The 23,722-nt window shown below is 61.4% G+C and carries 21 protein-coding genes; 6 read left to right on the top strand and 15 right to left on the bottom strand.

Features of this window, described 5'->3' with window-relative positions:
* Positions 1-304: 304 nt before the first annotated feature.
* Complete coding sequence (locus tag PSH73_RS05305; RefSeq protein ID WP_057438023.1) at positions 305-1,930, top strand: glucan biosynthesis protein D; 1,626 nt, start codon at positions 305-307, stop codon at positions 1,928-1,930.
* Between the two features lie 49 nt (positions 1,931-1,979).
* On the opposite strand, the gene PSH73_RS05300 is transcribed toward PSH73_RS05305, so the two are convergent.
* A complete protein-coding gene (locus PSH73_RS05300) occupies positions 1,980-2,165 on the bottom strand; it encodes a hypothetical protein (RefSeq protein ID WP_057959557.1) in 186 nt (61 codons plus the stop codon).
* A 253-nt stretch (positions 2,166-2,418) separates the two neighbouring features.
* Here PSH73_RS05300 and PSH73_RS05295 point away from each other — a divergent pair, with 253 nt between their 5' ends.
* Positions 2,419-3,015: a TetR/AcrR family transcriptional regulator gene (locus PSH73_RS05295; RefSeq protein ID WP_057959556.1), complete on the top strand. Its 597-nt coding sequence runs from the start codon at positions 2,419-2,421 to the stop codon at positions 3,013-3,015.
* A gap of 2 nt (positions 3,016-3,017) precedes the next feature.
* Complete coding sequence (locus PSH73_RS05290; RefSeq protein ID WP_057959555.1) at positions 3,018-4,199, top strand: DUF418 domain-containing protein; 1,182 nt, start codon at positions 3,018-3,020, stop codon at positions 4,197-4,199.
* 28 nt (positions 4,200-4,227) lie between these two features.
* Here the strand turns inward: PSH73_RS05290 and PSH73_RS05285 are convergent, their stop codons facing one another.
* The 3 genes from PSH73_RS05285 to PSH73_RS05275 all read right to left on the bottom strand — a co-directional run bounded on the left by PSH73_RS05285 (position 4,228) and on the right by PSH73_RS05275 (position 8,009).
* Positions 4,228-5,337: an NADH:flavin oxidoreductase/NADH oxidase gene (locus PSH73_RS05285; protein WP_305462064.1), complete on the bottom strand. Its 1,110-nt coding sequence runs from the start codon at positions 5,335-5,337 to the stop codon at positions 4,228-4,230.
* A 170-nt stretch (positions 5,338-5,507) separates the two neighbouring features.
* Positions 5,508-7,217: a single-stranded-DNA-specific exonuclease RecJ gene (gene recJ, locus PSH73_RS05280; protein WP_057959553.1), complete on the bottom strand. Its 1,710-nt coding sequence runs from the start codon at positions 7,215-7,217 to the stop codon at positions 5,508-5,510.
* A gap of 249 nt (positions 7,218-7,466) precedes the next feature.
* A complete protein-coding gene (locus PSH73_RS05275) occupies positions 7,467-8,009 on the bottom strand; it encodes a YaeQ family protein (protein WP_057438005.1) in 543 nt (180 codons plus the stop codon).
* A gap of 147 nt (positions 8,010-8,156) precedes the next feature.
* Here PSH73_RS05275 and PSH73_RS05270 point away from each other — a divergent pair, with 147 nt between their 5' ends.
* Positions 8,157-9,356, top strand: a complete 1,200-nt coding sequence (locus PSH73_RS05270) for a CaiB/BaiF CoA-transferase family protein (protein ID WP_057444507.1) — start codon at positions 8,157-8,159, stop codon at positions 9,354-9,356.
* Positions 9,357-9,381: 25 nt separating this feature from the next.
* A complete protein-coding gene (locus PSH73_RS05265) occupies positions 9,382-10,266 on the top strand; it encodes a TIGR02285 family protein (protein ID WP_305462062.1) in 885 nt (294 codons plus the stop codon).
* 170 nt (positions 10,267-10,436) lie between these two features.
* Here the strand turns inward: PSH73_RS05265 and PSH73_RS05260 are convergent, their stop codons facing one another.
* A complete protein-coding gene (locus tag PSH73_RS05260) occupies positions 10,437-10,721 on the bottom strand; it encodes a DUF3509 domain-containing protein (RefSeq protein ID WP_057438042.1) in 285 nt (94 codons plus the stop codon).
* Positions 10,722-10,991: 270 nt separating this feature from the next.
* Here PSH73_RS05260 and PSH73_RS05255 point away from each other — a divergent pair, with 270 nt between their 5' ends.
* The gene (locus PSH73_RS05255; RefSeq protein WP_057959551.1) at positions 10,992-11,654 is read left to right on the top strand and encodes a response regulator transcription factor; all 663 of its coding nucleotides are present in this window, start codon (positions 10,992-10,994) and stop codon (positions 11,652-11,654) included.
* Between the two features lie 28 nt (positions 11,655-11,682).
* Here PSH73_RS05255 and PSH73_RS05250 read toward each other — a convergent pair whose 3' ends face one another.
* The 10 genes from PSH73_RS05250 to rimM all read right to left on the bottom strand — a co-directional run bounded on the left by PSH73_RS05250 (position 11,683) and on the right by rimM (position 23,717).
* Positions 11,683-12,912 carry an EAL domain-containing protein gene (locus PSH73_RS05250; protein WP_128593887.1) on the bottom strand — a complete coding sequence of 410 codons (1,230 nt, stop codon included), beginning with the start codon at positions 12,910-12,912 and terminating at the stop codon, positions 11,683-11,685.
* A 72-nt stretch (positions 12,913-12,984) separates the two neighbouring features.
* Positions 12,985-16,608 (bottom strand): transporter substrate-binding domain-containing protein, encoded by a 3,624-nt coding sequence (locus PSH73_RS05245; protein ID WP_220172743.1) that lies wholly within the window; start codon positions 16,606-16,608, stop codon positions 12,985-12,987.
* A gap of 123 nt (positions 16,609-16,731) precedes the next feature.
* On the bottom strand, positions 16,732-18,141 hold the full coding sequence (gene thrC / locus PSH73_RS05240; RefSeq protein WP_057959549.1) for a threonine synthase: 1,410 nt from the start codon (positions 18,139-18,141) through the stop codon (positions 16,732-16,734).
* A gap of 66 nt (positions 18,142-18,207) precedes the next feature.
* Complete coding sequence (locus PSH73_RS05235) at positions 18,208-19,512, bottom strand: homoserine dehydrogenase (RefSeq protein WP_029296281.1); 1,305 nt, start codon at positions 19,510-19,512, stop codon at positions 18,208-18,210.
* Between the two features lie 127 nt (positions 19,513-19,639).
* The gene (locus PSH73_RS05230; RefSeq protein ID WP_057437999.1) at positions 19,640-20,371 is read right to left on the bottom strand and encodes a thioredoxin fold domain-containing protein; all 732 of its coding nucleotides are present in this window, start codon (positions 20,369-20,371) and stop codon (positions 19,640-19,642) included.
* 141 nt (positions 20,372-20,512) lie between these two features.
* Complete coding sequence (xerD, locus tag PSH73_RS05225) at positions 20,513-21,409, bottom strand: site-specific tyrosine recombinase XerD (RefSeq protein ID WP_057437997.1); 897 nt, start codon at positions 21,407-21,409, stop codon at positions 20,513-20,515.
* A 124-nt stretch (positions 21,410-21,533) separates the two neighbouring features.
* A complete protein-coding gene (locus PSH73_RS05220; protein WP_057437995.1) occupies positions 21,534-21,947 on the bottom strand; it encodes an acyl-CoA thioesterase in 414 nt (137 codons plus the stop codon).
* Positions 21,948-22,029: 82 nt separating this feature from the next.
* Positions 22,030-22,380, bottom strand: a complete 351-nt coding sequence (gene rplS, locus PSH73_RS05215) for a 50S ribosomal protein L19 (RefSeq protein ID WP_003175895.1) — start codon at positions 22,378-22,380, stop codon at positions 22,030-22,032.
* Positions 22,381-22,425: 45 nt separating this feature from the next.
* Positions 22,426-23,199: a tRNA (guanosine(37)-N1)-methyltransferase TrmD gene (trmD, locus tag PSH73_RS05210; RefSeq protein ID WP_024077235.1), complete on the bottom strand. Its 774-nt coding sequence runs from the start codon at positions 23,197-23,199 to the stop codon at positions 22,426-22,428.
* A complete protein-coding gene (gene rimM, locus PSH73_RS05205; protein WP_010565276.1) occupies positions 23,181-23,717 on the bottom strand; it encodes a ribosome maturation factor RimM in 537 nt (178 codons plus the stop codon). The genes trmD and rimM overlap by 19 nt, the downstream gene beginning before the upstream one ends.
* Positions 23,718-23,722: the final 5 nt, after the last annotated feature.

Raw genomic sequence — 23,722 nt, 5'->3', positions numbered from 1 at the left:
CTCCGGGCTCTTTTCCAAAAGTAACCCGCTGTAAGAGCGGAACCAATAGCCGCCGTGACCGCAGCAATGGATATACACACCGACCCAAAGCCATCCCCAGCAAATCCCCCCTGCTGACACGTCTTGTTTCATATGCAACGCCATCATCCCGCTATCAATCAATTTTCCTTCCCCACCGAACCCCTTAAGCTATTCAGCATCTGTTTAATGTCCGTTGCGTTTGGCCGAAGGCATGTCCGAACCGTAATTTCTGATCCAGCACGCGCCAGGAACGGCACGGGATTGCTCACCACAGGTTGTATTTATGCACCGCAGGAATTTGCTCAAAGCGTCCATGGCCATCGCGGCCTACACCGGGCTGTCAGCCAGTGGCCTGCTGGCCGCCCAGGCCTGGGCCGGGAATCGTGCAGCCGATGGCGACGCCAAGGCGTTCGACTTCGACTGGCTCAAGCTGCAGGCCAAGCAACTGGCCGGTAAGCAGTATCAGGACACCCGCCAGGTGCTGCCGCCGACCCTGGCGACCATGACCCCGCAGAATTTCAATGCCATCGGCTACGACGGTAATCATTCGCTGTGGAAAGACCTCAAAGGCCAGCTGGACGTGCAGTTTTTCCACGTCGGCATGGGTTTCAAGACCCCGGTGCGCATGCACAGTGTCGACCCCAAGACCCGCCAGGCGCGGGAGGTGCATTTCCGTCCGTCGCTGTTCAATTATGAAAAAACCACGGTCGATACCAAGCAGCTCAAGGGCGACTTGGGTTTTTCCGGCTTCAAGCTGTTCAAGGCCCCGGAACTGGACCGCCACGACGTGGTGTCTTTCCTTGGCGCCAGCTATTTCCGTGCGGTGGATAACACCGGCCAGTACGGTCTTTCGGCACGCGGCCTGGCCATCGACACCTACGCCAATAAACGCGAAGAGTTCCCCGATTTCACCCAGTTCTGGTTCGAGACGCCGGACAAGGACAGCACCCGTTTCGTGGTCTACGCCCTGCTCGACTCGCCGAGCGCCACCGGTGCCTATCGTTTTGATATCGACTGCCAGGCCACCCAGGTGGTGATGGCCATCGACGCCCATATCAATGCGCGCACGGCAATCCAGCAGATGGGCATCGCGCCGATGACCAGCATGTTCAGTTGCGGCACCCATGAGCGGCGCATGTGCGACACCATCCACCCGCAGATCCACGACTCTGATCGCCTGGCGATGTGGCGCGGCAACGGCGAGTGGATCTGCCGCCCGCTGAACAACCCGGCCACTCTGCAGTTCAATGCCTTCGCCGATAAAGACCCGAAAGGTTTCGGCCTGGTGCAGACCGACCATGAGTTCGCCAGTTACCAGGACACCGTCGACTGGTACAGCAAGCGCCCAAGCCTGTGGGTGGAGCCGACCACCGCGTGGGGCGAAGGCTCTGTCGATCTGCTGGAAATTCCTACGACCGGCGAGACCATGGACAACATCGTCGCCTTCTGGACCCCGAAAAAACCGGTGGCCGCCGGCGACTCCCTGACCTTTGGCTACAAGCTCTACTGGAGCGCCCTGCCCCCGGTCAGCACACCGTTGGCACAAGTCAACGCTACCCGCTCCGGCATGGGCGGCTTCACCGAAGGCTGGGCGCCGGGTGAGCATTACCCACCGGTCTGGGCCCGCCGTTTTGCCGTGGACTTCAAGGGCGGTGGCCTCGACCGCCTGCCCGCAGGCACCGGGATCGAGCCTGTGGTCACCTGCTCCCATGGCGAAGTGAAAGACTTCAGCGTGCTGGTGCTCGACGACATCAAGGGCTACCGCATTCTCTTCGACTGGTACCCGACCAGCGACAGCGTTGCGCCGGTGGAGATGCGCCTGTTCATCCGCACCAATGACCGGACCTTGAGTGAAACCTGGTTGTACCAGTACTTCCCGCCCGCACCGGACAAGCGCAAGTACAGCTGATGCCCAACGTTCCCACGCTCATTGCGGCGTGGGAACGCCCCCACCCGGTTCAAAAACGCGAAATACTCCTCATCGCACCAATCAAATAACGCATTGCAATTTGATCGTTTTCGGTCAAGGCACGGTACTGCTCTAGCAACTGCGCCTCGTCCGAGCTCAACCGGCGGCCATGCAACGACAACTTGCGGCTGAAAAAAAGCACCAGAACCCCTGCGACACCAATGGACTTGACCATGGACTGTTTCTCCGTGTGATAAACAACAACTCCCGATGCCCATAACCCTATCCGCGAAGTGCAATGCCTCAGCGCGTAAACAGACTGACTTCCTGGGCCAGAAGCCGTCTTACTTCAAGCGTAGAAACTATCCTGGCGCTTGTGAGATTTTTTTAGAGTATTCACTTAAATAATGATCTCGAAGCAAAAAGCTTGCAGATAATTCTTACGCCTTATAAATTGAGTGACCACTCAATTAATGAATGAGACAGGCATGCGCACCCCTGACCCCCAGCAACGCGAAAGCAAACGCATGGCCCTGCTGGATGCCGCGTCCCAGTGTTTTGCCGAGGCCGGTTTTGTCGCCACGCGCACCGCTGATATCTGTGCCCGGGCCGGTATGAGCGCGGGCAATTTGTTCCACTATTTCGCCAGCAAGCACGAGGTGCTGCTGGCGCTGGTGGCCCGTGAAGGTGCACAGATCCAACAGGCCATGGCGCCGTTGGCCAAGGCGGCTGATCCGATGGCGCAGTTATTGGCTTTCCTCGATCAGGTCTGCCAATTGGCCTGCGACCGCCACTACGCCGGCCTGGCGCTGGAGATCTCGGCCCTGGGCCATCGTGACGAAGCCGTGGCGCGCCTGGTGAAGGCCAATGACCGCACCTTGCGTGACGGCCTGGAAGCCCTGGTACGGGCGGCTGACCAGGCCGGGCAATTGCACACCGCGCTGAGCGTGCCCGAAGCAGCCAACTGGCTGGCGGCCTTGATCGATGGCATGTTCGCCCGGGTGGCGGCCGACCCGGACTTTCACCCCGAGCAGCAGACCACGGTCCTGCGGGGCCTGGTGGTTCACCTACTGCAGGGGCGTTGAGCATGCCAGCCACGGCCAACGCGCGCTTGGTCCAGGTCGATGCGCTGCGCGGGTTTGCCTTGTTCGGCATTCTCAGCGTCAATATCTGGGCCTTTGCCGATCCCTACTACGCTTCGACCTCCAGCAACCCGACCTACGCCAGCGTGCTCGATCACGGGGTGCGGCTGCTGGTGGCGTGGTTGTTCGAGACCAAGTTCTACCTGCTGTTTTCCTTTCTGTTTGGCTACAGCTTCACCCTGCAAATGGCCGCCGCCGAACGTGCCGAAGCAGCATTCGTCCCACGCATGCTGCGCCGGCAACTGGCCCTGTTGATACTCGGCCTGGCCCATGGCGCGCTCTTGTATTACGGCGAGATTCTCTCGACTTATGCCCTGTTGGGCCTGGTGCTGCTGGCCGCCCGCAACCTGTCAGCGGCCCGCGCCCGGCGGTGGGCTATCGGTCTGGTGGTGGTCGCTTGTTCATTGTGGATGGTGCTGGGTGTCTTACAGGGCCTGGAAGGGCAATGGATCGGCACTGGCCATGGCGAGGCCCAGGCAAAACTCGCGGCATTTTCCGCCGGAGCCCTGCAGACCGTGCAATTTCACAGCCGGGAAGTATGGGCCACGGTGCCTGCGTTATGGCTATTGCAAGGGCCCAGCGCCCTGGCGATGTTCCTGTTCGGTTACGCCGCCGGGCGCCAGCAGTGGCTGGCCTCTTCACAGGCCTGGGCACCCCGTACCCGGCGTCTGCTGCTAACGACCGCCCCACTGGGCCTGCTCGGTGCGCTGGTCTACGCCCTGACCGCCGCTTACAGACCAGGCGGCGGCCTGGAAACCTTTGCCTTCGGCCTCGGCCAACTGACAGCACCGCTGCTGACTGCCGCCTATTGCCTAGTGATGCTGGCGCTGTTCAACACCGCCACTGGCGCAAGGCTGTGTGCGTGCCTGGCGCCGCTGGGCAAGATGGCCTTGAGCAATTACCTCATGCAATCCATGGTCCTCGGGCTGTTATTCACCGGCTACGGCGCGGGCTGGGTCAATCAGGTCGAGCCCTGGTTGCTGCTCCCCATGGCGGCTGCGATTTTTATCCTGCAAATGGGGTTGAGCGCGCACTGGCTACGCCGCCATCCCTATGGGCCATTCGAGTGGTTGTTGCGGGCCGCGACGTTGCTGGCCTGGCCACAGTGGCGACGTGAGGCCCGCTGACCCGGCGGGTCAGCGGCGGCTGGAGGGGTTACTTGTTGCGCAAATCCGACTCATGGATCGGCTGGTCGCGGTGGGTAGCCCGCTGGTACTGCGCCGGCCAGGTCGCCTTGCGGCCGCCCAGGTCGTCATCGGCGTGCAGCGGCCAGTACGGATCACGCAGCAGTTCCCGGGCCAGGAAGATGATATCGGCCTGGCAGGTGCGCAGAATATGCTCGGCCTGGGCCGGTTCGGTAATCATCCCGACCGTGCCGGTGGCCATACCGGATTCCTTGCGCACGCGCTCGGCAAAGCGCGTTTGATAGCCGGGGCCGATAGGGATTTCGGCATTGGCGGCGGTACCACCGGAGGACACGTCGATCAGGTCCACGCCCAGGTCTTTCAGGCGGCGCGCCAGTTCCACGGTTTCGTCCGGGTTCCAGCCGTCTTCCACCCAGTCGGTGGCCGAGACGCGCACAAACAGCGGCAGCTCTTGCGGCCACACCTCACGCACCGCTTCGGTGACTTGCAGCACCAGGCGGATGCGGTTTTCAAAGGAACCGCCATATTGATCCTGGCGCTGATTGCTCAGAGGCGAAAGAAATTGATGCAGCAGATAACCATGGGCCGCATGGATTTCCACCACTTCGAAACCGGCGGTCAGGGCACGCTTGGCGGCCGCCACAAAGTCGCTGATCACCTGCTGGATTTGCCCCTCATCGAGCTGCCGGGGGGCGGTGTGCTGAGGGTCGAAGGCTATCGGCGAAGGGCCAACAGGCACCCAGCCACCGTCTTCGGGCTTGACGCTGCCATGCTTGCCGATCCACGGCCGATGGGTGCTGGCCTTGCGCCCGGAGTGGGCCAGTTGAATGCCCGCCACCGCGCCCTGGGCGCTGATAAAGCGTGTGATGCGACGCAGCGGCTCAATCTGGGCATCGTTCCACAGGCCCAGGTCCTGGGCGGTGATGCGGCCATCGGCAGTAACGGCGGTAGCTTCGCTGAAAATCAGCCCGGCGCCGCCAACGGCGCGGCTGCCCAGGTGCACCAGGTGCCAGTCGTTGGCCAGGCCATCGACGGCGGAGTACTGGCACATCGGCGATACGGCAATGCGGTTGAGCAGGGTCAATTGGCGCAGGGTATAGGGTTCAAGCAACAGACTCATGGGGCACCTCTTCTCGTATCCGGTGGGCATTGGCTCCAGGGTTCTGTCTGACCGGTACGCGTGACGAGAAGATGAAAGGCCCGTCCCCTTCGGGCTAAAAAACAGACAAGGTCACAAGACCAATCACACAGTGCTTAGAGACTAGTCGACAACCGGGGATTGCACAGGGTTCAGCGCGGTTCGATGTGGGCAATCATCAATTGCACGGTTTCCTGGCCGCGGAACTCATTGACGTCGAGCTTGTAGGCCAACTCCACCCAGCGAATGGTCGGGTTCGGCCACACCTCGCGGTCGATGCCAAAGGCAATGCCATCGAGCTTCACCGCGCCGCACTCACTCTTGAGCACTACCTTGAGGTGCCGCTCGCCCACCACCCGCTGCTCCACCAGTTGAAACACCCCATGAAACAACGGCTCGGGAAAGTGCTGGCCCCAGGGCCCGGCGTTGCGCAGGGCACGGGCCAGTTCCAGGTGGAACTCTTCCACCGCCAGGGTGCCATCGGACAACAGGCGTCCCGTCAGGTCTTCTTCACGCAGTTGCCGGCGCACTTCGGCGTCGAAGGCTTCGGCGAACAACGGGAAGTTGGCTTCAGGCAAGGTCAGGCCCGCCGCCATGGCGTGGCCGCCGTACTTGGCGATCAGGTTCGGGTGCTGGCTGGCCACCACTGCCAGGGCATCACGGATATGAAAGCCCGGCACCGAACGCCCGGAGCCCTTGAGCAGGCCATCACCGGCATCGGCAAAGGCAATGGTCGGGCGGAAATAGCGCTCTTTCATACGCGAGGCGAGAATCCCGATCACACCCTGGTGCCATTCCGGGTCGAACAGGCACAGACCAAATGGCATCGACTCCACCGGCAAGTCCTTGAGCTGGGCCAGGGCCTCGCGCTGCATGCCCTGCTCGATGGCTTTGCGGTCCTGGTTCATGCCGTCCAACTGCGCGGCCATTTCCCGGGCCAGGGCGAAGTCGCTGGTGAGCAGGCATTCGATGCCCAGGCTCATGTCATCCAGGCGCCCGGCCGCATTCAGCCGTGGGCCGAGGATAAAACCCAGGTCGGTTGAGGTGATACGTGCGTGGTCGCGCTTGGCCACTTCCAGGATCGCCTTGATCCCCGGCCGCGCACGCCCGGCGCGGATCCGCTCCAGGCCTTGATGGACCAGGATGCGGTTGTTGGCATCCAGCGGCACCACGTCGGCCACGCTGCCCAGGGCCACTAGGTCGAGCAACTCGCCGATATTGGGCTGCGGCTGCTTGTCGTACCAGCCCAGGCTGCGCAGGCGCGCGCGCAGGGCCATCAGCACGTAGAAAATCACCCCGACGCCCGCCAGGGCCTTGCTGGGGAACCCGCAACCGGGCTGGTTCGGGTTGACGATGGCATCGGCTGCCGGCAGTTCATCGCCGGGCAAGTGGTGGTCGGTGACCAGCACCTTGAGACCCGCCGCCTTCGCCGCCGCCACACCCTCGACACTGGAGATGCCGTTGTCCACGGTAATCAGCAAGTGCGGCTCGCGCTGCAAGGCCACGGCGACGATTTCCGGGGTCAGGCCGTAGCCGTATTCGAAGCGGTTGGGCACCAGGTAATCCACATGGGCCGCCCCGAGCAGGCGCAGGCCGAGGGTGCCCACGGTGCTGGCGGTGGCGCCATCGGCGTCGAAGTCGCCGACGATCAGGATGCGCTGGCGCTGCTCCAGGGCCGTCACCAGCAAATCCACGGCAGCCTCAATCCCTTTGAGCTGCTGATAGGGAATCAGCCGCGCCAGGCTTTTATCCAGCTCATCCTGCGAGGTCACGCCACGGGCGGCGTAGAGACGGGTCAGCAACGGTGGCAATTCACCGAGGAACGGCAGGACAGCGGGCAATGGGCGGGGATCGATGCGCATGGGGTGATGGGGGCTTCTGTGCAATACAACGGTTAAAAAACACTATGAGTAACGACAAACATCAAATGTGGGAGCGGGCTTGTGTGGGAGCGGGCTTGCTCGCGAAAGCAGTGGGTCAGTCAACATCAATGCTTGCTGGGCCGACGTCTTCGCGAGCAAGCCCGCTCCCACATGTGATCTTCGCTGCTTTGAAGATTGCCTTCGCTTAACTGGGCAAGCCAGCTCCCACACAAACCCGTCCTGACAGGATCAGCCGCGTTCGCCGACCAGCCACTGCAGTTGCACTTCGTGCTGGCCGCGGTCATCGGTGACGAAAATCGTGCCTTCGCTGATCATCACATCCCACTTGATCACCCGGGGCATGTCCTTGGCCAGGGTTTCCAGAATTTCCTGGGGCACGGCGGCGATATGCACGTTTTTCAGGTTGTTGGCCACCGGCACCACCTTGCCTTCCCACACCCGCAGGCTGCCGTAGGCCAGCAAGCTGGTACGTTCGGTACGGCGCGAACACCAGGTCAGGCGGTCGGCATCGGGCTGGCCGACTTCGATCCAGTGCAAAACCCGATCATCCAGGCTTTTTTCCCACAGGGCTGGTTCGTCTACATCTGACAGTCCGCGACCAAACGACAACTGCTCGTTGTACCAAAGGGCGTAGGCCAGCAAACGCACGGTCATGCGTTCTTCGGTTTCCGAGGGGTGACGGGCGATGGTTTGCTTGACGCTCTCGTACACCGAACGATCGAGGTCGGTCAGGTTGAGTTCAAACTTGTAGGTCGTGGACGGCTGGGCCATGAACGGACTTCTAGAGACAGGGAAAGGCGGCCAGTCTAACCGATGGCGGGGTCATTCAACGAATCCTGCGCTGCATCATCCTTATCCCTGCAGCACTCGCCTATGTTAAAACGCAATACATACCTTCCTGCGTTAGTAAGGATCCTCATGTCGTTTACCGCCAAACCGCTCGCCGGCCTGAAAGTCATCGAACTGGGCACCCTGATCGCCGGCCCGTTCGCCTCGCGCATCTGCGCCGAGTTCGGTGCCCAAGTGATCAAGGTCGAATCCCCCGACGGCGGCGACCCGCTGCGCAAATGGCGCAAGCTGTATGAAGGCACGTCGCTGTGGTGGTTTGTCCAGGCACGCAATAAACAGTCCCTGACCCTCAACCTCAAGCATCCCGAGGGGCTGGCGATCCTCAAGCAGTTGCTGGCAGACGCCGACATCCTGATCGAGAATTTCCGCCCCGGCGTTCTGGAAAAACTCGGCCTGAGCTGGGACACCCTGCACGCCCTGAACCCCAAGCTGGTAATGGTAAGGCTCTCGGGCTTTGGCCAGACCGGGCCGATGAAGGATCAACCGGGCTTCGGCGCGGTCGGTGAATCCATGGGGGGCCTGCGCTACATCACCGGCTTCGAAGACCGCCCGCCGGTGCGCACCGGGATTTCCATCGGCGACTCCATCGCCGCGCTGTGGGCGGTGATTGGCGCGCTCATGGCCCTGCGCCATCGCGAGGTCAACGGCGGCCTCGGTCAAGTGGTGGATGTGGCGCTGTATGAAGCGATCTTCGCGATGATGGAAAGCATGATCCCCGAGTTCGATGTGTTCGGGTTTATCCGCGAGCGCACCGGCAACATCATGCCGGGCATTACCCCGTCATCAATCCATACCACCGCCGATGGCAAGCATGTGCAGATTGGCGCCAATGGCGATGCAATCTTCAAGCGCTTCATGCTGACCATTGGCCGTGAAGACCTGGCCAATGACCCACAACTGGCCAGCAATGATGGCCGCGATAGCCGGCGCGACGAGCTGTACGGCGTAATCGACCGCTGGGTCAACAGCTTGCCACTGGCCCAGGTGGTGGAGCAGTTGAACCAGGCCGAAGTGCCTGCCAGCCGGATTTACAGCGCCGAAGATATGCTGGGCGACCCGCAATACCTCGCCCGGGAAATGTTCCTCAAGGCCCAGTTGCCCGACGGCAAGGATTTCAAGATGCCCGGCATCGTGCCCAAGCTCTCGGACACCCCAGGCAGTTGCGAGTGGGTCGGGCCAGAGCTGGGCGAACACAATGCCGTGGTTCTGCAATCCCTGGGCTACGACAGCGACGCCGTGGCCCGTTTGCGCAAGGATGGCGCGATCTGATGCCCCGTGGAGCACTCTCAAGATAATGGCCGGCCGTTTTATCAGGGCGTTGCGGCGCCTATGGCTCATCGCCCCGCTGCTGGGGATGCTGCCACTCTCGAGCCAGGCACAGGACACCCTGACCTGGCTGGTGCGTGACCTGCCACCGATGACCATTTTCGATGGCCCGCAAAAGGGCCAGGGCAGCGTCGATAAACTGCTGCCGCTGTTGATCGAGCGCCTGCCGCAGTATCGCCACCAGATCCTGCACGTCAATCGCGCCCGAGGCCTGCAAATGCTCAACACGCCCTCCTTCACCTGCGATCCATCGTTGGTATGGACCCCCGTGCGGGCCAGGAACATTGTGTTTTCCGCACCGGCGTTCGCCGTACTGAGCAATGGCATTGCGATTCGCCGCAACCAGCAGGACGCCCTGGCAAGCTATGTGGTGGATGGCCAGTTCGATCTGGTGAGGTTCCTCGATGTGCAGCAGATGCGTCTTGGAATCGTCGCCGAGCGTAGCTACGGACCTGGGGTTGACGACCAGTTGAATCACGCCGATCCGCTCAAGCTGACCCCCCATTACGGTAACGATGCACTGGGCAGCTTGCTGCAGATGCAGCGTCTGGGGCGGCTGGAAGCCGTGTTGGGCTACTGGACGGAAATCCGATACCAGGCAGCGCAACAGGGTATTGATCCGCAAGACCTGGTGTTCTATCCGATCAAGGGCACGGCGCGCTATCAGCGGATTCATATCGGTTGCTCGGACACCCCGATGGGGCGCGAGGCCATTAGCCATATCAATCGCGAGTTGCAGAATATTCCCCAGGAGACGTTGCGCCAGACCTACGCCAACGGGCTGGACCCGCTGATGCGCGAGCAATACCTCAAGGACAACCCGAGGTTTTTCAGCGAAACGCCGCTGCCCTGATAAATCCAGGGCAAAAAGAAACCCCGAGCAGTGGGGAGACAACTCGGGGTTAAACGTGGCCTACAAAGACCAGTACAACAAGCTACAAGCACCGGAGCACAATGCTTGATCCTGCTGTTACATGGTCTGACTGGCCTTCCTATAGGAAGGTTCCGAAGATAAAAATTTCTTCACGCCTGGACGCTGATGCGCGTCTGGGCGGCGTTGCGCAAAGCCGCGATTACCGAAGGTTCCAGGCGCCCTTCGGCGATTTTCAGGTCGCGGAGCAGGCAGTCCACCACGTCCACCAAGGCGCGCTTGTCGGTCAATTGCGCACGATCCACTTCGCGTTCGACCACGATTGCGCCCGTGGGGCTCTTCACTGTCACCAGGCTCTCGCCGTGTACACCCGAGGTAGTCAGCGTGACCTGATAAGGGCTCAGCGCTTCACCGAGCAATAGGCTGATACTTTCCATCTCGATCACCACTCAATCATGAGAAAAATAAATAACCAGTGTAGGCGCGAGCTTGCTTGCGAAAAACCTGAGAGCGCCACGTTCGTTCAGGATGCCCTACATTATCGTTGACGTTTTTCGCGAGCAAGCTCGCGCCTACAGATAAGTGACCTACGCCAAAAGCACAAAGTTCGCCTTTGAGCTGAGCTTATCGAGCATGCATGGCAAATATGACAGAGAGAAAACAGCCGCCGACAGGCTAGAATCTCCTGATTATTGCCGGAGTCCACCGTGAGAGACGCGTCTGAACAGCCCTTGCGTATTGTCATCGCCGACGATCATCCGATTTTCCTGATCGGTTTGCGGGCAGTGCTGGAGCGCGACGAGCAGGTGCGCATCGTCGGTGAGGCCACCTCGCCCCAGGCCCTGGCCGCCCTGCTGCAACGCTGCCCCTGCGATGTACTGGTCACCGATTTCATGATGCCCGCCGAGCCCCAGGCCGATGGCCTGCGCCTGATCGAACACCTGCGCCGGCATTACCCGGACCTGCCGATTGTGGTGGTGACCATGCTCAACAACGCCGGCCTGTTCCACTCGATCCTGGAACTGGGGGTCATGGGTCTGTTGAGCAAGGCCAGCCTGGCCGACGAGTTGCCCGAAGCCATCGACAAGGTGCGCCAGCAGCGGCCCTATGTGGCCCGCACCATTGAACAAGCGCTCGCCCTGGCCGGTGCAGTGGGGGCTGATCGCCTGCACTCGCAGCACCAGTTGTCACCCCGGGAACTGGAGGTGATCCGCCTGCTGGCAGGTGGCAAGACGGTGGGCGAGATTGCCGCGCACCTCAATCGCAGCAAGCAGACCGTCAGCGCGCAGAAAGTCAGTGCCATGCGCAAGCTGGGGTTGATCAGCGATGCCGCGTTGTTCATCTATGTGCAGGAACACGGGTTGGCCTAGGTTTGTGCAGCGGCCGGCTTGCCGGCTCCTACAAGGCAATCGCCGTAGATTTCGCCAGCCAGTGTTGCAGCGCCTGGGCACTCATCGGATGAGCGATCAGGCAACCCTGCAGCCAGGCCGGCCCCAGCGCGCGCACCGCGTCACGGTCGGCGGGGGTTTCAATTCCGGTCACGACCACGCCAACCCCCAGGTGCTGGGCCATGCTCATGGCCCCGGCGACCACCGCACACTTGCGTTCGTCACCCGCCATCCCGCTGGCAAACGCCGGGGGAATCTTCAGCTCGGTGAACGGCAGCTCCAGCAACCGCTGCAGGCTGGTACCGCCGATGCCGAAATCGCCAATGGACAACTTGCAACCGATCATCCGCAGGCGCAGCAAACCGGTGACATGGGCGCTGTCGGTCTTCAGGCGCGAGGTTTCCACCAGTTCCAGGGTGAGGTTGCGCGCCGGGACGGCAAAGCGCTGCAGCAGGCCTTGCAGCGTGAGCGCGAAGTGTTCCTGATCCAGCAACCGCCCGGGAATGTTGACTGACACCGGCAGTTCCAGGCCCGTGTCCCGGGTCACCTGGGCGCATAGGCGCAACACCTGGTCCAGCACGTACCAGGTAAAGGCCTGCTCCAGGCCGGCCAACTCCAGCAGCGGCAGAAACTCGCTGGGCATCAACTGGCCATGCTCCGGGTCTTGCCAGCGCGCCAACGCCTCCACGCCTTGCAGATCACCGGCCTGGCTGACGATGGGTTGGTAGCAGACACGGGCGTAACGCTCAAAGGCGGCCTCGCCGACCTCAGCGCAAAGTTTCTCGGTCGCGAATTCACTCACTCCCAGCATCTGGTGCACACGCTCCCAGGACAGCGCTTGCGGGCTCGGCCGCAAGCGTTGCCGGCAGGCATCGAGCATCTGCCCGATGGAAGTGGCGGAAGCCGGCTTGGGCATGCACCCCAATACGTTCAACCCCGCATGACGCGCCATGCTCGCCACGCCTTCCAGTACATCCGGTTCGGCGTCGCTCAACAGGACCAGGACCTGGGCCTGGCTGTGCTCAGCCATTTCGCGGATCAGCCCCAGTGAGTCGCCATGCTCCAGGTACAGATCGCAGATGGCGATATCCACCGGCCCCTTGCTCGCCAGCGACTGGCGGGCGACCTCGACGCTGTCGGCCGTAAGCACGTTGAACACGCCGTTGGCGTTGAGCATCTGGTGCAGGGCCATCAGCTGGAACGGGTGATCTTCGAGAATCAGGACTTTGAGTGAGCGCATGGAAAACTCTGGGGCTGCGTGCAGGATGGCCCACATTAGCCAAAACCCGGACGCGACCACATAGGACGCGTCCTATTCTTGCTCCAGATAAGGCTGAATCTCCTCTCGCAGTGCCAGCAATGCCTGCGACAAGGCTTGCCAGCGCACTGGCAGCTCAGCGTCGCGGTGTTCCCGCGCACTGCTTTCAAGGGCGATGCAGGCCTTGGCCAGCGGCAGCGCATCCACCAGGCAACAAATGCCCTTGAGGCGATGCAGGCTGGCCCGCACCTGCACCAGGTCGTGCTCGGCCATGGCGTTGCCCAACAGATGGTGCTCGTGCTCCAAATTGTTCGCCAACTCCTGCAACATGCTTTGCAGAATCGGCCCGTCGGCCTGGGTCATCTTGCGCAGGGCCTGCAGGTCGAAGGCCGGCACCGCCGTGACCCGGGCCAGCACCCGCGCCCACTGCTCCAGGGTCACCGGCTTGACCAGCAGCACATCCATACCCGCCTGCTGGTCGCGCTGGCTTTCGTCCTCCTGGGCCGCAGCGGTGCAGCCAATCAACGCGCAGCGCGGGCGCTGCTCCTGGGTTTCGATCTGGCGAATAGCCTCGGCCAGGGCATAACCGGACATGCCCGGCATATGACAATCAGTCACCAGCACGTCGAACGCCTCGCTGCGCCAACGCTGCAATGCGGCCTCGGCACTATTGAGGGCCACCACCTGGTGCCCGAGGAATTGCAACTGCTGGACCAGCACCAAGCGGTTGGCCGGCAGGTCGTCGACAATCAGCACCGACAGCACCCGGCCCGCAGCCAGCACCGGCGCGGCGGCCACCGGCGCCGGCAGGTCGTCACTGCCGACCCGGTCCAGGCGCAGGTCGATACACACGGTGGTGCCTTCGCCCAGGGTGCTGCGCAGGGTGATTTGCCCGCCCATCAGGTCCACCAGTTGCTGGCAGATACTCAAACCCAGCCCGGTGCCGCCATGTTCGGCGGCCGTCAGCGGGCTGCCCTGGATAAACGGCCGGAACACTCGTGCCTGCTGTTCGACGCTGATGCCGGGGCCAGTATCTTCGACGCACAGGTGCAAGTATTCGTGACCCTCACCATCCACCTGGCAGGCGACACGCATACGCACATCTCCGCTTTGCGTGAACTTCAGCGCATTGCCCAAAAGGTTATGCATGACCTGGCGCAGGCGCAGCGGGTCGAACCAGTAAAAGCCTTGGGCCTGGGGATCGAACGCCAGGGTCAGGTGCAGGCCCTTTTTCTGCGCAGTGGCTTCAAACAGGCGCTGGATACCTTCGAAGAAACCTTTCAGGTCAGTGGTCTGTGGCGCCAATTGCAGATGGCCGGCTTCGATCTTCGCCAGATCAAGGCTATCTCCCATCAGGGCAATCAACTCCCGTGCCGAGCGATGGGCCACCTGCAACGCCTCGGAAACAGGGGCGCCCGAGGCCAGGGCGCGCTCCTGTTCCAGCTCCAGCAGGCCGATAATCGCCGTCATCGGCGTACGAATCTCATGACTGAGGTTCGACACAAAGGCACTCTTGGCGTAGTTCGCTTCATCGGCAGCGCGACGCGCGTCCATCAGTTGGGTTTCCAGGACCTTGCGCTCGTTGATATCGACCCAGCCCCCGAGCAAACCCCGCAACTGGCCCTCGGCATCGTAAAACGGCACGGTCCATTGATAGACATGGGCGATACCGCCGTTGAACTCCAGTTGGCGGTCGATAAACAACGATTGCTGCGTCTCCAGTTGCTCCATGTGCCCCACATGCAGGCGCAAGGCGGTGGCGGCCGGCAAAATTCCACTCTCCGGCAGGGTCAGGCCCTGGATCAGTTCAAGCCGGGTGGCCAACTGCTGTTCATAGCTTTTGTTGCAGGTGACCAAACGGCCAGCGAGGTCACGCACAAACACCGGGTTGGGCATGCCATCGAGCAGGGCGCGCTTGAACGCCAGTTGGTCATTGAGCCGTCGCTCGGCCTCCACACGCTGGCGAATCTGACGCTTGAGCCGGCTGTTCCAGACCAGAGATACCAGCACAAACAGCAACGCCGTGGCGACCGTCCAATAGGCCCATGGCGGCACACGCTGCCAGGCGGGCACCGGGACCGCCACCGCGCCCATCCAGCGCAGGCGCAACGCGCTCAGTTCGGCTACCGGCAAGGCTTCCAGGGCCTTGTTCAAAATACTCAGCAGCTCGGGATGGTCCTTGCGCACTGCCAGGTTGTCACTGGACCACTTGCCATCGACACTGCGACCGACCCGCAACTCATCGTTCGGATAACTCTGCACCTCGACTTCACTCTGGATGGTCGCAGCCGCTTCTCCCCGGGCTACCAGAGCGCGGGCCTCGGTGTAGTTGGCCACCGAGCGCAGGCGGATCTGCGGGTATTCACGCCGGATGTCGCCTTCGAGCACATGCCGCGCCGGCAGCGCCAACACCTCGCCCGAAAGCTGGCTGAGGCTGGTCAGCGGTGGCGTATCAAGACGCTCGACAAACACCCAGCCGGCACCGCCAAAGCCGTGGCTGAAATCCAGAAACCGCCGGCGTTCGGTGCTTTCCACCAGGGTAGTGCTCATATCCGCACTGCCCTTTTCCAGGATAGCCAGGGTCTGCGCGGTGGAAAACACTTCCTCCATGACGAACTGCAAACCGGTCATGCGCGACAGGCGATTGAGCAGATCGACATTCAGCCCGACCCAGCGCCCGTCCTTGTCTTTGAACACATAGGGCGAGTATTGCTGGGACGCCACCACCACATGGGGATGCTGCAGCACCCAGGCCTGCTCGGCGGCCGACAGGGGAATACGCTCACCGACGACGTCCACCCCCAGCCCGGTGGTCCAACGGGCCAGGATCTCACGGCGCACCGAGTCATCAATGCTCTGCAACGCCCGGTCCATCATCTTGCCCAGCAACGGATCGGCCTGGCGCGTGGCGAAGGCAAAACCAATCGGCGCCAGGCGGCTTTGCTCCTTGATCTGCATGCTCAGGTAAGGACGCAGGGACTTGTAGGCGCGCACGATCACTTCATTGCCGATAAACGCATCCACATCACCCTGCTCCAGGGCTTCGAGGCCGCTATAGAGATTGGGCGCCAGCATGATGTGGCTTTGCGGGTAGGCGGCATGCACGTTCTTGACGTTGGCGTAGCCATCGAGCAACACCACCTTCTTGTCCTGGAGTGCGTCGTTTGGCGTGGCGTCGGCACCGCGCGTCACCACCACCGAACGGTCGGGCATATAGTCCGCCGTAAAGGCCAGGCCGGGCACGTCACGTTCATAGCCGTTGGCGCTGGTGAGGATATCGATAGCCCCGCTGCGCAACGCCTCCACGGCCTGGGCCCGCTCGGCGAAGCCCATCACCTGCATCGACACGCCGAGTCGCGCCCCCACCAGGCTCAAGTAGTCGGCACTGATGCCCTGGTAGCGATTGCGATCGCGGGTGATGTCGATGGGTTGGTAGTCATCAATGGAAATCCCCACCCTCAGGGTTCGGTGTTGCGCCAGCCACTGGCGCTCGGCGGGTGCCAGGGGGATGGGCGCCAGGGTGATAAACGCCGGCACCAGATTGAACGGCAGGCTGACGGCGGCCAGGCTTGCAGGCAGGTGGCCGAGCAGCAGCGCGCTCAGTAGGCACAGGTGCCATCGGGTCGTGAACCGCACCGTAGGGGTTTCCTTGTGGGTTATTTTTGGTTCGGTGGACATATCCGTTGCAGGGGTAACGGGGCGCCCCGGATCAAAAACAGGGTGCGATACCCGCCAAGAAAAACGGCGCTTCCCCATCTCTGGACAAGCGCCGTTTGCCTTATTCGTGCAGCCTTTCAGAACTCAGAGCGGCTTACCACGATTGCCATGCTGGCTGACGAACGCCTGAATAGCCTTCAGGTCATTAGGCAATACCGTGCAACGCTCTTCCCGCTCAAACAGGTCAGCCAGGTGCGGCGGCAGTTCCAGAGCCTTGCCGACACCGGCCTTCTGCACCGCCTCAGGGAATTTCACCGGGTGGGCCGTGCCGAGGATCACCATCGGGATGTCCAGGCTGCGCCGGCATTCGCGCGCGGCCTTGACGCCAATGGCGGTGTGCGGGTCCAGCAGCTCGCCGGTCTGGGCATAGACTTCAGCGATGGTCTCGCAGGTCTGGGCATCGTCCACGGCCAGGGAGTCGAACAGCTTGCGGGTTTCGGTCCAGCGCTCCTGATCGACGCTGAAACCACCACCCTGCTTGAAGCTGTCCATCAGGCCGGCCAGGGCCGCGCCGTTACGACCGTGCATGTCGAACAGCAGGCGTTCGAAGTTCGACGAGACCATGATGTCCATCGACGGCGACAGGGTCGCGTGCAGGGTTTCCTTGACGTACTGGTTGCCGCTCATGAAGCGGTGCAGGATGTCGTTGCGGTTGGTGGCGACGATCAACTGGTTGATCGGCAGGCCCATGTTGCGTGCCAGGTAACCGGCGAAGATATCGCCAAAGTTGCCGGTCGGCACCGAGAACGACACCGAACGTGCCGGCCCGCCCAGCTGCAGCGAGGCGTGGAAGTAGTAGACGATCTGGGCCATGATCCGCGCCCAGTTGATCGAGTTCACCGCAACCAGACGCGTGCCTTTGAGGAAGCTCTGGTCAGCAAAGCTGGCCTTGACCATTTCCTGGCAGTCGTCGAAGTTGCCTTCGACCGCGATATTGTGGATGTTCTCGCCGAAGATGGTCGTCATCTGCCGGCGCTGCACCTCCGATACGCGGTTGTGCGGGTGCAGGATGAAGATGTCGACGTTTTCGCAGTGCTTGCAGCCTTCGATGGCCGCCGAGCCGGTATCACCGGAGGTGGCACCGATGATCACCACGCGCTCGCCGCGTTTCTCCAGCACGTAATCCAGCAGGCGACCGAGCAGTTGCAGGGCGAAATCCTTGAACGCCAGGGTCGGGCCGTGGAACAGCTCCAGCACCCATTCGTTGCCGTTCAGCTGACGCAGCGGGGCGATGGCGTTGTGCGAGAACACGCCGTAGGTTTCTTCGAGGATCTTCTTGAAATCGGCATCGGGGATGCTGCCGGTAACGAACGGGCGCATGACCCGGAACGCCAGCTCGTGGTACGGCAGGCCAGCCCAGGAGGCGATTTCTTCCTGGGTGAAGCGTGGCAGGTTTTCCGGCACGTACAGGCCACCGTCAGTGGCGAGGCCTGCGAGCAGGACGTCTTCGAAATTCAGGGCCGGTGCCTGGCCGCGGGTGCTGATGTAACGCATGACTGGCTCCTCTACAACATTCTTGAACAGAGGCCGCCGAACCTGCGGGGCCTCTGCAACCTATCGTTAGTTCAGGTGTTCGACGCGGATCCGCACCACCGGCCCGACCACGCCCTGCAGGGCTTCCAGCGCGGCAATGGCATCGTTCATGTGCTGTTCCAGCACACGGTGAGTCAGCAGGATCATGGGCACCAGGCCGTCGTGTTCTTCGACTTCCTTCTGCATGATCGACTCAATGTTGATGCCGCGCTCCGAGAGGATGCTGGCCACCTGGGCCAACACGCCCGGGTGGTCCTTGGCCTGGATCCGCAGGTAGTAGGAGCTTTCGCAGGCTTCGATCGGCAGGATCGGGTGGGCCGACAGCGAATCCGGCTGGAAGGCCAGGTGCGGCACGCGGTTTTCCGGGTCGCTGGTCATGGCGCGGACCACGTCCACCAGGTCGGCGATCACCGACGAAGCCGTCGGCTCCATGCCGGCACCGGCGCCGTAGAACAGGGTCGAACCGGCCGCATCACCATTGACCATCACCGCGTTCATCACGCCATTGACGTTGGCGATCAGGCGGTCGGCCGGAATCAGGGTCGGGTGTACGCGCAATTCGATACCGGCAGCGGTGCTGCGCGCCACGCCCAGGTGCTTGATGCGGTAGCCCAGGGCTTCGGCGTAGTTCACGTCGGCGGTGGTCAGCTTGGTGATGCCTTCGGTATAGGCCTTGTCGAACTGCAGCGGGATACCAAAGGCGATGGACGCCAGGATGGTCAGCTTGTGCGCCGCGTCGATACCTTCTACGTCAAACGTCGGGTCGGCTTCGGCGTAACCCAGGGCCTGGGCCTCGGCCAGCACGTCTTCGAAGGTACGGCCCTTCTCGCGCATTTCGGTAAGGATGAAGTTACCGGTGCCGTTGATGATGCCCGCAACCCAGTTGATACGGTTGGCCGACAGGCCTTCGCGGATCGCCTTGATCACCGGGATACCGCCAGCGACGGCGGCTTCGAACGCCACGATCACGCCCTTCTCGCGGGCCTTGGCGAAGATTTCGTTGCCGTGCACGGCAATCAGCGCCTTGTTGGCGGTAACCACGTGCTTGCCGTTTTCGATGGCCTTGAGCACCAACTCACGGGCGACGGTGTAGCCGCCGACCAACTCGATGACGATGTCGATTTCAGGGTTCGTGGCCACATCGAAGACATCGTTGGTAATCGCAATACCGGTCGTTTGGTACTGAGGCTTTGGCGTACGCATGGCAATTTGTGCCACTTCAATCCCGCGCCCTGCACGGCGGGAAATCTCCTCAGCGTTACGCTGAAGTACGTTCAAGGTGCCGCCACCGACGGTCCCTAACCCACAGATGCCTACTTTGACCGGTTTCACTGAAGAACTCCCCATGAAACGGCCGACTCAAGGTCGGCCGTGAAAAACAGCCGCACAACTGCGGCTCTCTGTTAATGACCCGTCGACGTGTCGGCGGGCCTGATCGTCAAAGGCTCGACAATACTGTTTATTTGGCACCCAGTGCCAGTTTGGCGACTTGTGGCGCAGGCTGGTAGCCCGGAATCACCTGGCCGTCAGCCAAGACGATGGCCGGCGTACCGTTCACCCCGATGGACTGACCCAGAGCGTACTGCTTGGAAACCGGATTGGCACACTTGGCGGACTTGATTTCTTTGCCATCGACCATCTTGTCCATGGCTGCTTTCTTGTCGGTTGCGCACCATACCGCTTGCAGTTGCTCGTCGCCCGGCGAACCGAGGCCCTGGCGCGGGAACGCTACGTAACGCACTTCGACACCCATCTTGTTCAGCGCAGGTATCTCGGCGTGCAGCTTGTGGCAGTACGGGCAAGTGGTGTCGGTGAACACAGTGATGTGGGTCTTGGTTTCGCCAATCGCGGGGTAGACCACGGTCTCGGCCACCGGGATACCGTTGATCAGCTTGGAGATCCCAACGCGCTCAGCCTTCTCGGTGAGGTTGACCGGCTTGCCGTCTTTCAACTGGAACAGGTAGCCCTGAACGATGTACTGACCGTCGGCGCTGGCATACAGCACGCGGCTGCCCTTGAGCTTGACTTCATACAGGCCGGCCATCGGGCTGGCGCTGATGCTTTCGACCGGGGTTTCGAGCTGGAGGCTTTCCAGACTCTTACGGATTGTCTTCTCGGCGGCGTCATCGGCGACGGCAAAGGTTGAAACCAACGCAATGGCTGCGGCGGCAAAAATCTGGGTCAAGCGCATGGGAACTCCTGAAGGCAGATGCAGGGACGAAGGCCAGGACGCCGATCTGGAAACACGGCTCGGGACCGTCCCCTTTGTAAACCGGCAAAGCCTACCACAATTGGGCGCCAGGGCAGACGCTGGCGGCCAAATTGGGGCCTGTCAGCCCCTTGGGTGATGTTTGGCATGCAGGTCCTGCAACCTTGCCCGCGCCACATGGGTATAAATCTGCGTGGTGGACAGGTCGCTATGACCCAGCAACATCTGCACCACGCGCAAATCCGCACCATGGTTGAGCAGATGGGTGGCAAATGCATGGCGCAGGGTGTGGGGGGACAGCGACTTGCCGATCCCGGCGACCTTGGCCTGGTGCTTGATGCGATGCCAGAAGGTCTGGCGGGTCATCTGCTCGCCGCGCAGGCTGGGGAACAGCACGTCACTGGGGCGCCCGCCGAGCAGCTCGCTGCGGGCATCGCGCATATAGCGCTCGACCCACACGATTGCCTCTTCGCCCATGGGCACCAGGCGCTCCTTGCTGCCCTTGCCCATCACCCGCAACACACCCTGGCGCAGGTTGACCTGCTCCAGGGTCAGGCTGATCAGCTCGGTGACGCGCAGGCCGCAGGCATACAAGACTTCCAGCATCGCGCGGTCGCGCTGGCCGATGGCCTCGCTCAGGTCGGGCGCGGCCAGCAGGGCTTCGACGTCGGCTTCTGACAGGGACTTGGGCAACGGCCTGCCGAGTTGCGGCATATCGACTTGCAGGGTCGGGTCGACAGCAATCAGCTTTTCCCGCAGCAAATAGCGATAAAACCCACGCACTCCCGAGAGGAATCGCGCAGTGGAGCGCGGCTTGTAGTTCTGCTCAAGGCGCCAGGCCAGGTGATCGAGGATCAACTCACGCCCGGCGTGGCTCAGCTCGAGGTTTCTCTCCAGCAACCAGCCATTGAACAGGGCCAGGTCGCTGCGGTAGGACTGGCGCGTGTTGTCCGACAGGCCTTTTTCCAGCCAGAGGGCGTCGAGGAAGCGGTCGATCAGGGGATGGTCAATGGCGGGCATGGGGGCTCAGGCTGAGTACTTTAGTGTCTGGTAGATCCTATCGCAGGCAAGCCCGCGCCCCCAGGGAAATGCATGGCTAATGTGGGAGCTGGCTGGCCTGCGATAGCGGCGACGCGGTCTCGGATCAGTCTACAAACCCAGGCAGCACTGGCACCGGGCGCTTATCGTCATCAATTGCGACAAAGCTGAACACACCCTGGATCGCCTTCTCGCGGCCATCGGCACTCATGCTCTCGACAAACACCTCCACTTCCACCTTGAGGCTGGTGTTACCGACTTTGATCACGCGGCCAATCAGCTCGACGATGGAACCGGCCGGGATCGCATGATTGAAGTCGATACGGTCGGTAGACACCGTCACCAGCGGCAAACGGCAAAACCGCGTGGCGGTGATGAACGACACTTCATCCATCCAGGCCAATGCAGTACCGCCAAACAGCGTGTTGTGGTGGTTGGTGGTCGGCGGAAATACGGCTTTGGTTACATGGGTCACGGACAGGTCGGTGCGGCGCTGGATTTCTTCGAGGCGGGTGGTCATGAACGGGTTCCGGGCAAGGGGCAAATTTCAGGCACAAAAAAGCAGCCCGTAGGCTGCTTTTTTCTGCATCGGGAAGCTGGACTTAAGCCAGTTTTTCCTTGATGCGAGCTGCTTTACCGGACAGGTCACGCAGGTAGTACAGCTTGGCTTTACGTACGTCACCGCGACGTTTAACGGCCATGCTGTCGATTTGCGGGCTGTAGGTCTGGAAAGTACGCTCTACGCCAACACCGTTGGAGATTTTACGAACAGTGAAAGCACTGTTCACACCACGGTTACGCTTGGCGATTACGACGCCTTCGAACGCTTGCAGACGCGAACGGTCGCCTTCCTTCACTTTCACCTGAACGACAATAGTGTCGCCCGGGGCAAAGGTAGGGATCTCTTTGGTCATCTGCTCTGCTTCGAGTGCAAGGATGATTTTGTTAGTCATGCTGTGCTCCTAAGGTAGATCGTCGGATCTACCATCGATACGTTGTTAACTATCGTCCCGCGCGAGGATGTATTCCTCGAGCAGCTTCTTCTCTTCTCCAGAAAGCGAGCGGCTTTCCAGAAGATCGGCGCGTCGTTCATAGGTCCGACCAAGGGACTGCTGTAAACGCCAACGCCGGATGTGTGCGTGATTGCCACTTAGCAACACGTCGGGAACACGCTGATCCGCATACACCTCCGGTCGGGTGTAGTGCGGGCAATCCAGCAAACCATCCGTGAAGGAATCTTCCTCCGCGGAGTCCGCATGCCCTAAAGCTCCAGGCAGCAGTCGTGTAACCGCATCTATCAGGACCATCGCCGGCAGCTCACCGCCAGACAGGACATAGTCCCCAATCGACCACTCTTCATCGACATGAGCTTCAATAAAACGCTCGTCAATGCCTTCATAGCGACCGGCAATCAGGATCAGTGCTTCCTCATTCGCCAGTTCGCGTACCGCCGCCTGTTTCAGCTGACGGCCTTGAGGGGACAGGTAAATTACCTTCGCCTTCTCCCCTGCTGCTGCCTTGGCCTGAACCAGGGCGTCTTCCAGGGGCTTGATCTTCATCACCATGCCCGGGCCACCGCCAAATGGGCGATCGTCCACAGTGTGATGTCGATCCGTCGTGTAGTCTCGCGGGTTCCAACAAGTGAGCTGCAAGAGCCCTTGTTTCACCGCCCGACTGGTGATGCCGTACTCGCTGATGGCAGAAAACATCTCGGGAAACAAACTGATCACTTCAATGCGCAAATTAGCCACGCTTAGAAGTCCGCGTCCCATTCCACCTTCATCTCGCCCGCTGCCAGGTCGACAGCCAACACGCATTGCTCGGTATAGGGCAACAGGCGTTCGCGATCATCCAGGCTGCCAGCGCAAGGCTTGACCACCATTACATCATTGGCGCCGGTTTCCAGAAGATGGTCGATTTTCCCGAGCAATTGCCCGAGTTGATCAATAACCTTCAGACCTTCCAGCTGGTACCAGTAGTACTCGCCGTCGGTCAATTCAGGGAACAGGTTGCGCGGCACGCAGATCTCATAACCGGCCAGAAGACGCGCTTCTTCACGATCATCGAGACCCTTGAGCTTTGCGACCAGGAACTTATCGTTCCCGCGTCCACTGACCAGCTCGACCTGTTTCACACTACCTTCGCGCTTGAGCGTCCAGGTCTTGTACTGCAACAGGTTTTCAGTCGGATCAGTAAAGGAATACACCTTCACTTCGCCGCGAACGCCATGAACAGAGTAAATCTTGCCGATAACGATCAAATCATCAGCAACAGCTGGCGTCGCGTTCATATTGC

The sequence above is a fragment of the Pseudomonas sp. FP2294 genome, from assembly GCF_030687625.1.
Lineage (GTDB): Bacteria > Pseudomonadota > Gammaproteobacteria > Pseudomonadales > Pseudomonadaceae > Aquipseudomonas > Aquipseudomonas shahriarae.
Note: the sequence above shows the minus strand (reverse complement) of the source record. Positions and strands in the feature narration are given on the sequence as shown.

What these genes read in the sequence shown, in the direction of transcription:
- xerD (WP_057437997.1), bottom strand. Translation starts at nt 21,409, where the DNA reads ATGCCCGCCATTGACCATCCCCTGATCGACCGCTTCCTCGACGCCCTC.
- rimM (WP_010565276.1), bottom strand. Translation starts at nt 23,717, where the DNA reads ATGAACGCGACGCCAGCTGTTGCTGATGATTTGATCGTTATCGGCAAG.
- PSH73_RS05220 (WP_057437995.1), bottom strand. Translation starts at nt 21,947, where the DNA reads ATGACCACCCGCCTCGAAGAAATCCAGCGCCGCACCGACCTGTCCGTG.
- PSH73_RS05275 (WP_057438005.1), bottom strand. Translation starts at nt 8,009, where the DNA reads ATGGCCCAGCCGTCCACGACCTACAAGTTTGAACTCAACCTGACCGAC.
- PSH73_RS05270 (WP_057444507.1), top strand. Translation starts at nt 8,157, where the DNA reads ATGTCGTTTACCGCCAAACCGCTCGCCGGCCTGAAAGTCATCGAACTG.
- PSH73_RS05260 (WP_057438042.1), bottom strand. Translation starts at nt 10,721, where the DNA reads ATGGAAAGTATCAGCCTATTGCTCGGTGAAGCGCTGAGCCCTTATCAG.
- rplS (WP_003175895.1), bottom strand. Translation starts at nt 22,380, where the DNA reads ATGACTAACAAAATCATCCTTGCACTCGAAGCAGAGCAGATGACCAAA.
- recJ (WP_057959553.1), bottom strand. Translation starts at nt 7,217, where the DNA reads ATGCGCATCGATCCCCGCCCATTGCCCGCTGTCCTGCCGTTCCTCGGT.
- PSH73_RS05265 (WP_305462062.1), top strand. Translation starts at nt 9,382, where the DNA reads ATGGCCGGCCGTTTTATCAGGGCGTTGCGGCGCCTATGGCTCATCGCC.
- thrC (WP_057959549.1), bottom strand. Translation starts at nt 18,141, where the DNA reads ATGCGTTACATCAGCACCCGCGGCCAGGCACCGGCCCTGAATTTCGAA.
- PSH73_RS05245 (WP_220172743.1), bottom strand. Translation starts at nt 16,608, where the DNA reads ATGTCCACCGAACCAAAAATAACCCACAAGGAAACCCCTACGGTGCGG.
- PSH73_RS05285 (WP_305462064.1), bottom strand. Translation starts at nt 5,337, where the DNA reads ATGAGTCTGTTGCTTGAACCCTATACCCTGCGCCAATTGACCCTGCTC.
- PSH73_RS05250 (WP_128593887.1), bottom strand. Translation starts at nt 12,912, where the DNA reads ATGCGCTCACTCAAAGTCCTGATTCTCGAAGATCACCCGTTCCAGCTG.
- PSH73_RS05230 (WP_057437999.1), bottom strand. Translation starts at nt 20,371, where the DNA reads ATGCGCTTGACCCAGATTTTTGCCGCCGCAGCCATTGCGTTGGTTTCA.
- PSH73_RS05290 (WP_057959555.1), top strand. Translation starts at nt 3,018, where the DNA reads ATGCCAGCCACGGCCAACGCGCGCTTGGTCCAGGTCGATGCGCTGCGC.
- PSH73_RS05305 (WP_057438023.1), top strand. Translation starts at nt 305, where the DNA reads ATGCACCGCAGGAATTTGCTCAAAGCGTCCATGGCCATCGCGGCCTAC.
- PSH73_RS05295 (WP_057959556.1), top strand. Translation starts at nt 2,419, where the DNA reads ATGCGCACCCCTGACCCCCAGCAACGCGAAAGCAAACGCATGGCCCTG.
- PSH73_RS05300 (WP_057959557.1), bottom strand. Translation starts at nt 2,165, where the DNA reads ATGGTCAAGTCCATTGGTGTCGCAGGGGTTCTGGTGCTTTTTTTCAGC.
- trmD (WP_024077235.1), bottom strand. Translation starts at nt 23,199, where the DNA reads ATGGGACGCGGACTTCTAAGCGTGGCTAATTTGCGCATTGAAGTGATC.